This window comes from Micromonospora humi, from assembly GCF_900090105.1.
Classification (GTDB): domain Bacteria; phylum Actinomycetota; class Actinomycetes; order Mycobacteriales; family Micromonosporaceae; genus Micromonospora; species Micromonospora humi.
On record NZ_FMDM01000014.1, the window covers coordinates 13306 to 26557 of the forward strand.

General features: G+C 73.4%; 13 protein-coding genes. 10 read left to right on the top strand and 3 right to left on the bottom strand.

Features of this window, described 5'->3' with window-relative positions; all coding sequences use genetic code 11:
• The first annotated feature begins 58 nt into the window (after positions 1-58).
• Positions 59-2053, top strand: coding sequence for a protein meaA (locus GA0070213_RS23855; RefSeq protein WP_091069178.1), 1995 nt, complete (start codon positions 59-61; stop codon positions 2051-2053).
• A gap of 70 nt (positions 2054-2123) precedes the next feature.
• Complete coding sequence (locus tag GA0070213_RS23860) at positions 2124-2420, top strand: DUF1540 domain-containing protein (RefSeq protein WP_091069181.1); 297 nt, start codon at positions 2124-2126, stop codon at positions 2418-2420.
• Between the two features lie 12 nt (positions 2421-2432).
• On the opposite strand, the gene GA0070213_RS23865 is transcribed toward GA0070213_RS23860, so the two are convergent.
• The gene (locus tag GA0070213_RS23865) at positions 2433-3050 is read right to left on the bottom strand and encodes a DUF4126 domain-containing protein (RefSeq protein WP_091069184.1); all 618 of its coding nucleotides are present in this window, start codon (positions 3048-3050) and stop codon (positions 2433-2435) included.
• Between the two features lie 71 nt (positions 3051-3121).
• Between GA0070213_RS23865 and nucS the strand changes: the two genes are divergently transcribed.
• A complete protein-coding gene (gene nucS / locus GA0070213_RS23870) occupies positions 3122-3781 on the top strand; it encodes an endonuclease NucS (RefSeq protein ID WP_091069606.1) in 660 nt (219 codons plus the stop codon).
• Here nucS and GA0070213_RS23875 read toward each other — a convergent pair.
• Positions 3778-5280, bottom strand: a complete 1503-nt coding sequence (locus GA0070213_RS23875; RefSeq protein WP_091069187.1) for an aldehyde dehydrogenase family protein — start codon at positions 5278-5280, stop codon at positions 3778-3780. The genes nucS and GA0070213_RS23875 overlap by 4 nt on opposite strands.
• Before the next feature lie 241 nt (positions 5281-5521).
• On the opposite strand from GA0070213_RS23875, the gene GA0070213_RS23880 reads away from it, so the two are divergent.
• From GA0070213_RS23880 to GA0070213_RS23910, 7 genes are all read left to right on the top strand, one after another.
• The gene (locus GA0070213_RS23880; RefSeq protein WP_091069193.1) at positions 5522-5968 is read left to right on the top strand and encodes an FHA domain-containing protein; all 447 of its coding nucleotides are present in this window, start codon (positions 5522-5524) and stop codon (positions 5966-5968) included.
• A gap of 85 nt (positions 5969-6053) precedes the next feature.
• Positions 6054-7118, top strand: a complete 1065-nt coding sequence (locus GA0070213_RS23885) for an alpha/beta fold hydrolase (RefSeq protein ID WP_091069197.1) — start codon at positions 6054-6056, stop codon at positions 7116-7118.
• A gap of 121 nt (positions 7119-7239) precedes the next feature.
• Complete coding sequence (locus GA0070213_RS23890; protein ID WP_091069201.1) at positions 7240-9030, top strand: 3-hydroxyacyl-CoA dehydrogenase family protein; 1791 nt, start codon at positions 7240-7242, stop codon at positions 9028-9030.
• Between the two features lie 41 nt (positions 9031-9071).
• Positions 9072-9566 carry a SigE family RNA polymerase sigma factor gene (locus GA0070213_RS23895; RefSeq protein WP_091069205.1) on the top strand — a complete coding sequence of 165 codons (495 nt, stop codon included), beginning with the start codon at positions 9072-9074 and terminating at the stop codon, positions 9564-9566.
• A complete protein-coding gene (locus GA0070213_RS23900; RefSeq protein WP_091069209.1) occupies positions 9563-10627 on the top strand; it encodes a hypothetical protein in 1065 nt (354 codons plus the stop codon). The genes GA0070213_RS23895 and GA0070213_RS23900 overlap by 4 nt, the downstream gene beginning before the upstream one ends.
• A 96-nt stretch (positions 10628-10723) precedes the next feature.
• Positions 10724-11050 carry a hypothetical protein gene (locus GA0070213_RS23905; RefSeq protein ID WP_091069213.1) on the top strand — a complete coding sequence of 109 codons (327 nt, stop codon included), beginning with the start codon at positions 10724-10726 and terminating at the stop codon, positions 11048-11050.
• A 55-nt stretch (positions 11051-11105) separates the two neighbouring features.
• A complete protein-coding gene (locus GA0070213_RS23910; protein ID WP_091069216.1) occupies positions 11106-11915 on the top strand; it encodes an alpha/beta hydrolase in 810 nt (269 codons plus the stop codon).
• Between the two features lie 4 nt (positions 11916-11919).
• Here the strand turns inward: GA0070213_RS23910 and GA0070213_RS23915 are convergent, their stop codons facing one another.
• Positions 11920-12993, bottom strand: a complete 1074-nt coding sequence (locus GA0070213_RS23915) for an AI-2E family transporter (RefSeq protein ID WP_091069608.1) — start codon at positions 12991-12993, stop codon at positions 11920-11922.
• Positions 12994-13252 lie beyond the last annotated feature (259 nt).

Consider the following 13252-nt stretch of genomic DNA (forward strand, 5'->3'; position numbering starts at 1 on the left):
ATCCAACTGTGTGGTTTTGCACAGCCTCTTTTACTGAACGGTAACTTAGACTCCGGCCATGGACGACGCGATGCCGGGACGCCTGCCGGAGCGGGACCGCCCGTGGGTGATGCGCACGTACGCCGGGCACTCCTCCGCCGCGGCCTCCAACGCGCTCTACCGCCGCAACCTGGCCAAGGGGCAGACCGGCCTGTCGGTCGCGTTCGACCTGCCCACCCAGACCGGGTACGACCCGGACCACGAGCTGGCCGCCGGTGAGGTGGGCCGGGTCGGCGTGCCGGTGGCGCACCTCGGCGACATGCGCGCGCTCGTCGACGGCATCCCGTTGGCCGACATGAACACCTCGATGACCATCAACGCGCCGGCCATGTGGATGCTCGCGCTCTACGGCACCGCCGCCGTCGAGCAGGGCGCCGAGCTGCGCCGCTGCGCCGGCACCACGCAGAACGACATCATCAAGGAGTACCTGTCCCGGGGGACCTACATCTTCCCGCCGGCCGCGTCGCTGCGGCTGACCGCGGACGTCGTCGCGTACACGCTGCGGGAGATGCCGCGGTGGAACCCGGTCAACATCTGCTCGTACCACCTCCAGGAGGCCGGTGCGACGCCGGTGCAGGAGGTCGGCTTCGCGCTCGCCACCGCGGTCGCCGTGCTGGACACCGTGCGCGACTCCGGGCAGGTGCCGGCCGAGCGGATGGGCGACGTGGTCCAGCGGATCTCGTTCTTCGTCAACGCCGGGGTGCGCTTCGTCGAGGAGATCGCCAAGATGCGCGCGTTCGGCGCGCTGTGGGACGAGATCACCCGGGACCGCTACGGCGTTACCGAGCCCAGGCAGCGCCGGTTCCGCTACGGCGTGCAGGTCAACTCGCTGGGCCTGACCGAGGCGCAGCCGGAGAACAACATCCAGCGGATCGTGCTGGAGATGCTCGGCGTCACGCTCTCCCGCGACGCCCGGGCCCGGGCCGTGCAGCTGCCCGCCTGGAACGAGGCCCTCGGCCTGCCCCGCCCGTGGGACCAGCAGTGGTCGCTGCGCATGCAACAGGTCCTGGCGTACGAGTCGGACCTGCTCGAATATCCCGACCTGTTCGAGGGGTCGCACGTGATGACCGCGCTCGTCGACGACATCGTCGCCGGGGCCCGGGTCGAGCTGGACAAGGTGCTGGAGATGGGCGGCGTGGTGACCGCCGTGGAGTCCGGCTACCTCAAGAGCGCGCTGGTCGCCTCGCTGGCCGACCGCCGCCGACGGATGGAGTCCGGCGCGGACGTGGTGATCGGCGTCAACCGGTTCACCGAGACCGAGCCGTCCCCGTTGACCGCGGCCGGTGCCGAGGCGATCGAGCAGGTCGACCCCGCGGTCGAGGCGGCCGCCGCGGCCGGCGTACGCGAATGGCGGGCCGGGCGGGACGCGGGCGCGGTGGACGCCGCGCTGGACCGGCTGCGCGCGGACGCCGCCACCACGACGAACCTGATGCCGGCGACGCTGGCGTGCGTGGCCGCCGGGGTGACCACGGGGGAGTGGGCCGGCGCGCTGCGCCAGGTCTTCGGCGAGTACCGGGCGCCGACCGGGCTGTCCGGGGCGGCCGGGGCCGGCGGCGACGCGAGCCTCGCGGCGGTCCGCGAGCGGGTCGCCGCGACCGCCGGTGAGCTGGGCAGCGGCCGGCTGCGCCTGCTGGTCGGCAAGCCGGGGCTGGACGGGCACTCCAACGGCGCCGAGCAGATCGCGGTACGCGCCCGCGACGCCGGCTTCGAGGTGATCTACCAGGGCATCCGGCTGACCGCCGGGCAGATCGTGGCCGCCGCCGTGGAGGAGGACGTCGACCTGGTCGGGCTCTCCGTGCTCTCCGGCTCGCACCTGGCCGCCGTGCCGGCGGTGCTGGACGGGCTGCGCGCCGCCGGGCGGGGCGACCTGCCGGTGGTGGTGGGGGGCATCATCCCGCCGGCCGACGCCGAGGCGCTGCGGGCCGCCGGGGTGGCCCGGGTGTTCACGCCGAAGGACTTCGCGCTCACCGGCATCATCGACGAGCTGGTCACCGTCATCCGCGAGCGGATGTAAGCGGGGATCCGGCCCGGTGTCCGCCGGAAAAGCCTAAAGTCGGGGCAAGACACCACGGAAGGGCGGAAAGATGACCGCGTCTTTGGAGATGCCCCGGGTCCAGGAATGCGCCGTCCGGTCCTGCGCCTACAACCACACGAACGACTGCCACGCGTTCGCCATCACGATCGGCAGCAGCGACCACGCCCACTGCCACACCTACGTGGACATGCCGGTGCGCGGCGGCATCGAGCAGTTGACCGCCCAGGTCGGCGCCTGCTCGCGGTCCGACTGCCAGCACAACTCCGACCTGGAGTGCCACGCCCCGGCCATCACCGTCGGCCCGGACATGGACATGGCCGACTGCATGACCTACCGCAGCCGCTGACGCGGCCCCCGCTCAGACGCGGAAACCGGCCGCCCGGGCCGCCGCGCGTTCCCGGCGTCGGTCCTTGCGGCGGCGGAACAGCCAGACCACGAACGCCACCAGGCCGACCGCGAACACCAGCACCAGCACCGGCAGCAGGATCGCCACCACCGACATGATCACGCTGGTGGCGTCCTCGGCGGTGCTCGCCACCGGCGCGCCGAAGCCGGCCGTGGTCGCGTTGACCACCGGCCGGGCGGCGGCCTTGAGCAGGTGCACGCCGAGCGCGATGAGCACGCCGACCACCACCGGCACCCACTGGTGGGTGGAGAAGAACGTGTCCGGGTCGCTGACCGTCACCGTCTCCGAACCGGACCCGGCGCCGAACGCCAGACCACCCGCGGTCGGCCGCACCACGGTCTGCACCATGTCGTTGACGTGGTCGACCACCGGCACCTTGTCGGCCACCACCTCGACCGCGAGCAGCACGGCGAGGATCAGCAGGACCCAGCCGTTGCCCAGCCACTGCCAGCCGCCGGGCAGCTCGATCAGGTTGGTGTAGCGGGCCAGCAGGCCCATCAGCATCAGCGGGATGTAGGCGTTGAGGCCCGCCGAGGCGGCGAGACCGGAACCGGTGAGGACTTCGAGCACGATCTCAATATGGCACCGGTGCGCCAGTGGCGCTCGTCGGCGCCGGCCGGGGGCTCGGCTACCCTCGTCGGGTGCGGTTGGTCATTGCGAAGTGCTCGGTGGACTACGTCGGACGACTCTCGGCTCACCTGCCGCCGGCCACCCGGCTGCTCATGGTGAAGGCGGACGGCTCGGTGTCGATCCACGCGGACGACCGGGCCTACAAGCCTCTGAACTGGATGAGCCCGCCGTGCCGGCTGGAGGAGGCACCCGGCGTGTGGCGGGTGGTCAACAAGGCCGGCGAGGAGTTGCGCATCACCCTGGAGGAGATCTTCCAGGACACCTCGTACGAGCTGGGGGTCGACCCCGGCCTGCGCAAGGACGGCGTCGAGGCGCACCTGCAGGAGCTGCTCGCCGCCAACCCGGCAACGCTGGGCGAGGGCTACACGCTGGTCCGCCGCGAGTACATGACCGCGATCGGCCCGGTCGACCTGCTCTGCCGCGACGCCAACGCCGGCGCGGTCGCGGTCGAGGTGAAGCGGCGCGGCGAGATCGACGGGGTGGAGCAGCTCACCCGCTACCTGGAGCTGATGAACCGCGACCCGCTGCTCGCGCCGGTCACCGGCGTCTTCGCGGCGCAGGAGATCAAGCCGCAGGCCCGGGTGCTCGCCACCGACCGCGGCATCCGCTGCGTGGTGGTCGACTACGACAAGCTGCGCGGCATCGAGCGCGACGAGCTGACGCTGTTCTAGCGCTTCCGGCCGTACATCAGCTTGGCCACCCTGACCAGGCGGGCGACGTCGGCCGGGGTGCGCTCGAACGTCATGGCGGGCAGCAGCGAGCGGGCCCGCCGGCGGGTGATCGCCTTGGGGCGGCCGAACTCGCGCAGCCCGTCCTCGCCGTGGATCCGCCCGAAGCCGGACTCGCCGGTGCCGCCGAACGGCAGCGTCGACATGCCGGCGAACGTCAGCGCCGAGTTGACCGAGGCCATCCCGGAGCGCAGCCGCCGCGCCACCGCCACCGCCCGCGCCCGGCCGAAGACCGAACCCCCGAGGCCGTACGGCAGCGCGTTGGCGCGCTCCACGGCCTCGTCGACGTCGCGGACCCGGCTGACGGTCAGCGTCGGGCCGAACGTCTCCTCCCGGACGGCGGTCGAGTCCTCCGGCACGTCGACCAGCACGGTCGGGTGCACGTACGGCGGCCGCACCGCCTCCGGACCGCCGAGCACGGCCCGGCCGCCCCGGGCGACCGCGTCGTCGATGTGCCGGCGGATCACGTCGATCTGGGACGGCATGGTGATCGGGCCGAGGTCGGACCCCTCGGCGCCCACGGTCAGCCGGCCGGCCTTCGCCACCACCTTGTCGACGAACGCGTCGAAGACCTGCTCGACCGCGTAGACCCGCTCGATGCCGATGCAGGTCTGGCCGGCGTTGGTCAGGCCGCCCCAGACGGCCGCCTCGGCGGCGGCGTCCAGGTCGGCGTCGGAGTCGACGATCATCGCGTCCTTGCCGCCGGCCTCCAGCAGCACCGGGGTGAGCGTCTCGGCGCAGGCCGCCATCACCTTCTTGGCGGTGGCGGTGGACCCGGTGAAGGCCACCTTCGCCACCCCGGAGCGGCAGAGCGCCGCGCCCACGTCGCCCAGCCCGTGCACGGCCTGGAACACCGGCTGCTCCGGCACCACCTCGGCGAACCGGTCGACCAGCCACTGGCCCACGGCCGGGGTGTACTCGCTGGGCTTGAACACCACCGCGTTGCCGGCGGCCAGCGCGTAGGCGGCGGAGCCGATCGGCGTGAAGACCGGGTAGTTCCACGGCCCGATGACGCCGACCACGCCGTACGGCTGGTATTCGAGGTGGCCGGTGAACTCGGCGAGGATCAGCCGGGAGCGGACCCGCCGGGGGCCGAGCACCCGCCGGGCGTTGCGCGCGGCCCAGTCGACGTGCTCCAGGGCGGTGAGGATCTCGACCACGGCGTCGCCGACCGGCTTGCCGCCCTCGGTGTGCATCAGGTCGGCCAGCTCCTCGATGCGCCGGGCGAGCACCCCGCGCCAGCGCTGGAGCCGGTCCCGCCGGCCGTCGAAGCCGAGCCCGGCCCACCAGTCGGCGGCGGGGCGGGCCCGCTCGACGGCGGCACGCACGTCGGCCTCGGTCGCCACCGGCAGCCGGCCGGCCTCCGCGCCGGTCGCCGGGCTGGTCGACACCAGTCGGCCGGCGGAGATGAGCGGGGTCCCGGGGACATGCACGGCGGTCATGGCCGCAGTCTAGACCCGAACATTACTCACCGGTAGGTGTCGCGGGGCCCGCACGCTGCCCGTACCGATCACCATCGCATCGACATCAGCTAATGGCCGATCGCGCCCTTCCCGGCCGTCCGAACGGCGAACGGGAGTTGACCACCCGGGGTCGCGGGGGTGACCGCGCGGCGGTGGGAGCCACTACGGTGAGGTGGCAGGCTGGCGCCGCGGGGCGATGTGGGGTGGAGGTCGACTGTCCATGGAGGAGCATCCTGAGCTGATGCCGTTGCTGACGGTGTCGGGCGGGGCGATGCGCGGGCTCAGCTTCCGGGTCGGGCGGGGCGTGCAGGTGATCGGCCGGGCGCCGACCGCCGACGTGGTGCTCGCCGACCCGCACCTGAGCCGCCGGCACGCCACCGTCCAGGCCACCGGTGAGGGGGTGGTGCTGACCGACCTCGGCTCCACCAACGGCACCTGGCTCAACGACACGCGCATCACCGGCAGCGTGCCGATCTCCGACGGGGACGTGGTCCGGCTCGGCCGCACCGACCTGCGTCTCTACGATCCGGGCGTGGCCCGCACCGATCCGGTCGGAATGAGCTTCGGCCAGCCGCGCCGCGACCAGCGGCCCACCCTCCCGCTGCCCGTGCCGGCACCGCGGCAGTCGATCGAGTCGCGCGAGGCGCAGCCGGTCGACGCCGGCTGACCGGGCGCTCGGCCACAGGCGCGGGCCGCGCGGCATGGCTGCCGGCCACCTGGTCACCGACCGGGCGGTGTGTCAGCATGCGCGGATGCGGAGCGCGCGGCAGACGGTTCAGGCCAACGGCATCACCCAGGCGGTCCGGGTGGCCGGCCCACCGGACGGCGTGCCGGTGCTGCTGGTGCACGGCAACGTCTCGTCCTCGGCGTTCTGGGAGCCGTTGCTGCCCCGGCTGCCGGAGACGCTCCGGGTCGTCGCCCCCGACCTGCGCGGATACGGCGAGACCGACACCGCCCCGGTCGACGCCACCCGAGGGCTCGGTGACGTCGCCGACGACGTGGCCGCCCTGCTCGACGTCCCCGGGCTGTTCGCGCCCGGCGCCCGGCCGGTGGTGGCCGGGCACTCGCTCGGCGGCGGGGTGGCGATGCGCCTGCTGGTCGACCACCCGGAGCGGGTGGCCGGGCTGCTGCTGGCGGCGCCGGTCTCGCCGTACGGCTTCGGCGGCACCCGGGACGTCGACGGCACCCCCACCACGCCCGACTTCGCCGGCACCGGGGCGGGCGGCGCGAACCCCGACTTCGTGGCCCGCCTCGCCGCCGGTGACCGGGGCGCCGACGGCCCCACCAGCCCGCGCAACGTGCTGCACGCCGCCTACGTGGCCGACCCGGCGTCGCTCGGCGAGCACGAGGACCTGCTGTTGGAGAGCATGCTGACCACCGTCACCGGGGACGACAACTACCCGGGCACCGCGGTCGGCTCGGCCAACTGGCCGGGCACCGCCGCCGGCCGGCGCGGCGTGCTCAACGCGTTGGCCCCGGCCCACTTCCGGCTCGCCGACGAGTTGGTCGCCGTGCCGGTCAAGCCGCCGGTGACCTGGGTACGCGGCGACGCCGACGTGATCGTCTCGGACACCTCGCTGTTCGACCTGGCGTACCTCGGTCAGCTCGGGATCGTGCCCGGGTGGCCCGGCGCCGGCGAGTGCCCGCCGCAGCCGATGGTCGCCCAGACCCGCGCGGTGCTGGACCGGTACGCGGCGGCCGGCGGCGCCTACCGGGAGGTGGCGCTGCCGGGCTGCGGGCACAGCCCGCACCTGGAGCGCCCGGCCGAGTTCGTCGCCGAACTGCTGGCGCTCGCCGGGGTGGTCGCGCCCGCCTGAGGCAAGCTCGTGAAATATCCCACGGCGTCTCGACAACACAGCGTCACGTGGCAGACTCCGGCGCATAACCTTAGCGGCCGTTCAAGTCGGCAACGGCGGAGTCAACCGAGGGAGGCCGGTCGTGGCGCGCGAGTTCACCAGGGTGGGTGTGGTGGGTCTGGGCACCATGGGTGCCGGCATCGTCGAGGTGTTCGCCCGTAACGGCGTCGACGTGACCGCCGTGGAGATCTCCGACGCCGCCCTGGAGCGCGGCCGGGTCACGCTGACCGGCTCCACCGACCGCGCCGTGGCCAAGGGCAAGCTCGCCGAGGCCGACCGGGACGCGCTGATGTCGCGGGTCGACTTCCGGGTCGGGCTGGGCGCCCTGCACGACGTCGACCTGGTGATCGAGGCGGTGCCCGAGCACCTGGACCTGAAGCAGCGGATCTTCGCCGAGCTGGACCGGGTCTGCAAGCCCGACGCCATCCTGGCCACCAACACGTCGTCGCTCAGCGTCACCGAGATCTCCGTCGCGACCACCCGGCCGAACCAGGTCATCGGCATCCACTTCTTCAACCCGGCCCCGGTGATGAAGCTGGTCGAGGTGGTGCGCACGGTGGTCACCTCGGCCGAGGTGGTGGCCGACGTGGAGGCGCTCTGCGAGCGGCTCGGCAAGGTCGACGTGACCATCAGCGACCGGGCCGGGTTCATCGCCAACGCGCTGCTCTTCGGCTACCTGAACCACGCCGTCGGCATGTTCGAGGCCCGCTACGCCACCCGCGAGGACATCGACGCCGCCATGAAGCTCGGCTGCGGCCTGCCGATGGGTCCGCTGGCGCTGATGGACCTGATCGGGCTGGACACCGCCTACGAGATCCTCGACACCATGTACCGGCGCGGCGGCCGGGACCGGCGGCACGCCCCGGCCCCGCTGCTCAAGCAGATGGTCACCGCCGGGCTGCTCGGCCGGAAGTCCGGGCGCGGCTTCTACACCTACGAGCGGCCGGGCTCGCCCAAGGTGGTCGCCGACGAGCACACGCCGGTCGCCGCGGAGGCCGCGGTCGCCGACGGCGCCCGGGCCGTGGCCAAGGTGGGCGTCGTGGGGTCGGGCACCATGGCCACCGGCATCATCGAGGTCTTCGCCAAGGCCGGCTACGAGGTCGTCTCGGTCACCCGGGGCGCGGAGAAGTCCGCCAAGGTCTGCGAGGCGGTCAAGACCTCGCTCAACAAGGGCGTGGTCCGGGGCAAGCTCGCCGAGACCGACCGGGACGCCGCGATGGGCCGGATCACCTGGTCGGCCACGCTGGAGCACCTCGCCGACGTCGACCTGGTGGTCGAGGCCGTGGTCGAGGAGTTGAGCGTCAAGAAGGCGCTGTTCGCCAGCCTGGACGAGATCTGCAAGCCGGGCGTGGTGCTCGCCACCACCACCTCCTCGCTTCCGGTGATCGACGTCGCGATGGCCACCCAGCGGCCGGCCGACGTGGTCGGCCTGCACTTCTTCAACCCGGCGCCGATCATGCCGCTGGTGGAGGTGGTCCGGACCATCCGCACCTCCGCCGAGACGTCGGCCACCGCCCGGGCGATCTGCGCCGCGGTCGGCAAGACCGGTGTGGTCTGCGGCGACCGGTCCGGCTTCATCGTCAACGCGCTGCTCTTCCCGTACCTGAACGACGCGGTGAAGATGCTGGAGGCCAGCTACTCCACCGCCGACGACATCGACTACGCGATGAAGCTCGGCTGCGGTTACCCGATGGGCCCGTTCGAGCTGCTCGACGTGGTCGGCCTGGACGTCTCGCTGGCCATCCAGCGGGAGCTGTACCTGGAGCTGCGCGAGCCCGGATTCGCCCCGGCGCCGCTGCTGGAGCACCTGGTCACCGCCGGCTACCTGGGGCGCAAGAGCGGTCGCGGGTTCCGCGACCACACCAACCGCTGAGCCGGGTCAACAAGCCGCGCCGGTGACGGCGTCATGAGGGTGTGACCTTCGAGGAGTACGTCGGCAGCCGGGGCCCGGCCCTGTTACGCCTGGCCCGGCTGCTGACCGGCGACGCGCACCGCGCCGAGGACCTGACCCAGGACGTGCTGGCCCGCGCGTACGTGCACTGGCGGCGGATCGCCCGCGCGGACCGGCCCGACGTGTACGTGCGGCGGATGCTGGTCAACGCCAACAACTCCTGGTGGCGGCGGCGCTCCAGCCGCGAGCTGGCGGTGGACACGTTCGCCGAGCGGCCCCAGCGGGGCGACCTGGACGGCGAGGCGGCCGCCCGGGACGAGATGTGGCGGTTGATCCGCGCCCTGCCCGACCGCCAGCGTGCCGTGCTCGTGCTGCGCTACTACGAGGATCTGGACGACCACACGATCGCCCAGATCCTCGACTGCTCCCCGGTCACCGTCCGCACCCACGCGATGCGGGCGCTCACCCACCTCCGGGAGCGCTGCGGCGTCCCGACGACCAAGGGGAGCCGGCCGTGACCGACCTCGACCAGCGGATCGCCTCGGTGCTGCGCGAGCGCGCCGAGGGGGAGATCGACGCCCGCCGCCTGCTGCGCGGCTCCCGCGCGCTCGGCCGACGCCGGCAGATCCGCCGCCGGGCCGCCGCCGGGACCGCGCTCGCCCTGGTCGGCGTGCTCGGTTTCGTCGGCGTGGTGCGGGCGGACGTGGGCGGGCTGGCCGGGCGGCTGCCGTGGACCGCCACGACGCCGGCGGTGGCGCCGCCCCCGGTGCCGCCACTCGCCGGCGGGGTGCCCGGCGCGGCCACCGAGCCGACCCTGGTCGGTAGCGATCCGCAGGTGCTGCACTTCGGCGTGGACCCGGACCGGGCTCGCTATCTGAGCTGGGCTGCGCACCAGGGGACGATCGAATCGGTCCGGTTCAGCGTCGGCGCCGGCACGCCGGTCCTGGTCGAGGTCACCGCTGCGGCGGGAGGACTGGACGACTTCCCGGTCGAGGGACTGCCGGTGGACGTGGTGCGGGACCCGTTGCCGTTCGACGGCAGCATCAGGCCCGTGTCGGGGAGCGCCGGGCTGCTGATGAGCTGGCAGCCGGTGCCGGGGTTGTACGCCCGCGCCAGCACGACGGACCTCGACCAGAGCGCGTTTCGCCGTGCGGTGGACGTGCTCCGCTTCGACACCGCCCGCCGCTGTGCCAGCCCGGTACGGCCGACGGAGCTGCCGACCGGCGCGCGGGTCGCCGGTTGCGACGTGGACGTCTCCTCGTTCCCGGGCCTGGTGACCGCGGAGGTGACGATCAACCGCGCGCGGACGCAGTACATGTGGCTGCGGTACCGCTACGCGAGTCACGTCGCCGGTGGTCGGACCGAGGGAAACCGGACGGTGGCCGGGCGCCCCGCGTACCTCAGCCCGGACGGTACGAGCCTGGAACTGCTCGGCCTGCCGAGAGTGGACCTGATCGCCCAGTTGCGGTGGGCGGTCGCGGGAGCCGAACCGTCGGGGTTCACCGAGGCGGAGGCGGGGACGCTCCTGGCCGGCGCGAAGGTGGCCGGGAACCCCGCCGACCCGCAGACCTGGCCCTGACCCACCACGCGCGCGATCTTGGTGCGGAACCCGTCCCCTCCCGCGGGGCGTGCCCGTGCCGAGAACGCGCGGACTCGGGCCGTAGGCTTGGCAGTTGTGAGTCCCCGTCGCAATCGGCCCCGCCGGGAGGAAGGTCCCGGCCTGGACGCCGAACGAGCCCGGCACGGCGTGCCGACCGTGCAGCAGTGGCGCGACGGCGACTGGCAGGTACGCGGGATCAGCGGGGGCGCGTCCGCCAAGACGTACCGTTGTCCCGGCTGTGACCAGGAGATCCGTCCCGGCGTGCCGCACCTGGTCGCCTGGCCGGCCGACGACCGGGGGGACCTCACCGACCGCCGGCACTGGCACAGCGGTTGCTGGCGCGCCCGGGATCGACGCGCCCCCAACCTCCAGCGCGGTCGCGGCGCCCCGCGCCACGGCTGAGCGATCTGGATCACCCCGGCGGGCGGCGCGGCCGGGGACGCGGGAGACTGGCAGGGTGAGCACTGCGATCCGCGCGTCGTCGATCCTGCCCGGCCGCCGGGAGGACATCGAGCTGCACACCGCCGACGGCCTGACGCTGGTCGGCGAGCTGGCCCGGCCGCTGGACCGCGAACCGGTCGGCACGCTGATCTGCCTGCACCCGCTGCCCACCCACGGCGGGATGATGGACAGCCACGTGTTCCGCAAGGCGGCCTGGCGGCTGCCCGCGCTGGCCGACCTGGCCGTGCTCCGGTTCAACACCCGGGGCACCAGCAGCGTCCGGGGCACCAGCGAGGGGGCGTTCGACAACGCCGACGGCGAGCGGTTCGACGTGGCCGCCGCGATCGAGTACGCCGAGTTCCACGAGCTGCCGAACATCTGGCTGGTGGGCTGGTCGTTCGGCACCGACCTGGCGCTGAAGCACGGCTGTGACCCGGCGGTCACCGGCGCGATCCTGCTCTCCCCGCCGCTGCGTTTCTCCGCCCCGGAGGACCTCGCGGTCTGGGCCGAGTCGGGCCGGCCGCTGACCGCCCTGGTGCCGGAGTTCGACGACTACCTGCGCCCCGAGGAGGCCCGCCGGCGGTTCGCCGCGATTCCGCAGGCCGAGGTGGTCGGCGTGGACGGCGCGAAGCACCTCTGGGTCGGCGACGCGGAGACGGTGCTCGACGAGATCGTCCGGCGGGTCGCCCCGGCCGTGCCGCTGCCGCTGCCGACGACCTGGGACGGCCCGATGGAGACCGGCGACGTCAGCTCGTACGCCGACCGCACGGTGGCCGCGTTCGCCGACACGCCGGTTCCCGGCCCGGCCCAGCGCAGCGCCGAGTAGCGCCTCAGCGCGCGTCCTGGCGGGGCAGCACCACCTCGCGCAGGATCAACTGCAACGCGGCCACCGTCGGGATGGCGATCAGCGCGCCCACCACGCCCAGCAGCGACACCCCGAGGAGCGCGGCGAGCAACGCGGCCACCTCGTTCACCGACACCGCCCGGCGCATGATCTTCGGGTAGATCAGGTAGTTCTCCACCTGCTGGTAGACCACGAAGAACACCAGGCAGGCGATGCCCACCGGCAGGTCGGTGGCGAGGCCGACAAGCGTCACCACCACCGCGCCCAGGGTCGCCCCGATCTGCGGGATCAGGTCGGTCACCGCCACCACCACGGCCAGTGCGAACGGGTAGGGCAGGTCGACGACCATCGCGAACACGAACGTGCTCGCCCCGGCGAGCACCGCGATGGCCAGCGCGCCGACCATGTACGCGCCGACCCGGGTGAGGATCTCGTCGCCGATCAGCCGTACCCGCTCCCGGCGCGAGCGCGGCACCAGCGCGTACCCGAGGCTGCGCAGCTTGTCGAAGTAGGCCAGGAAGTAGATCGTCAGCACCAGCACGGTCAGGACCCGGAAGATCGTGCCGAAGATCAGTTGCGCTCCGCCGAGCACGCCGCCGAGCGCCCGGCTGATGGTGTCGGCGTTCGCGGCCGACCGGACCCGCTCCATCACGTCGTAGCGGACCACGAGGTCGTTGACGGTGGGATTGCGGCGCAGGTCCTCGACGTAGCCGGGTAGCTGCTGGACGAACTGCCCGGACTGGGTCACCACCGGGGGCACCAGCGCGAGCAGGCCGCCCACGATCAGCAGCACCACGGTCAGCGTCACCACCGCCACCGCCAACCCGTGCGGCAGGCCCCAGCGGCGCAGCCGGACCACCGCCGGGTGCAGGCCGACCGCCAGGAAGAGCGCGATCACCACCAGGACCAGGATGCCGGCCGCGTTCCGGACGCCCAGGAAGACGGCGTACGCCAGCAGCACGCCGAGCGCGCCGGTGAACCCGACCAGGAAGCTGTTGCGCCGCAGCGGCCGCCCCGGCACGCCGAAGCGCCCGGACGGCTCGAACTCGCCCGGCTCGATCTCGGTGACGGCGGCGCCGGTGCTTCCGGCCCGGGGTGTCGGGCCGGCGCCGGTGCTTGCGGTCGGGGTGGTCGGGCCGGGTTCGGTGCGGGCGGTGCCGGTGCTTGCGGTCGCGGTGGTCGGGCCGGGTCCGGTGCGGGCGGTGCCGGTGCTTGCGGTCGGGTTCGTCGGGCCGGGTCCGGAGCTGGAGCGGCGCGCTGCGCCGGAACCCGGAGGTCGGGCCGGCGCGGTGTCCTTCGGAGCGGCCTCGTGCGGCGGT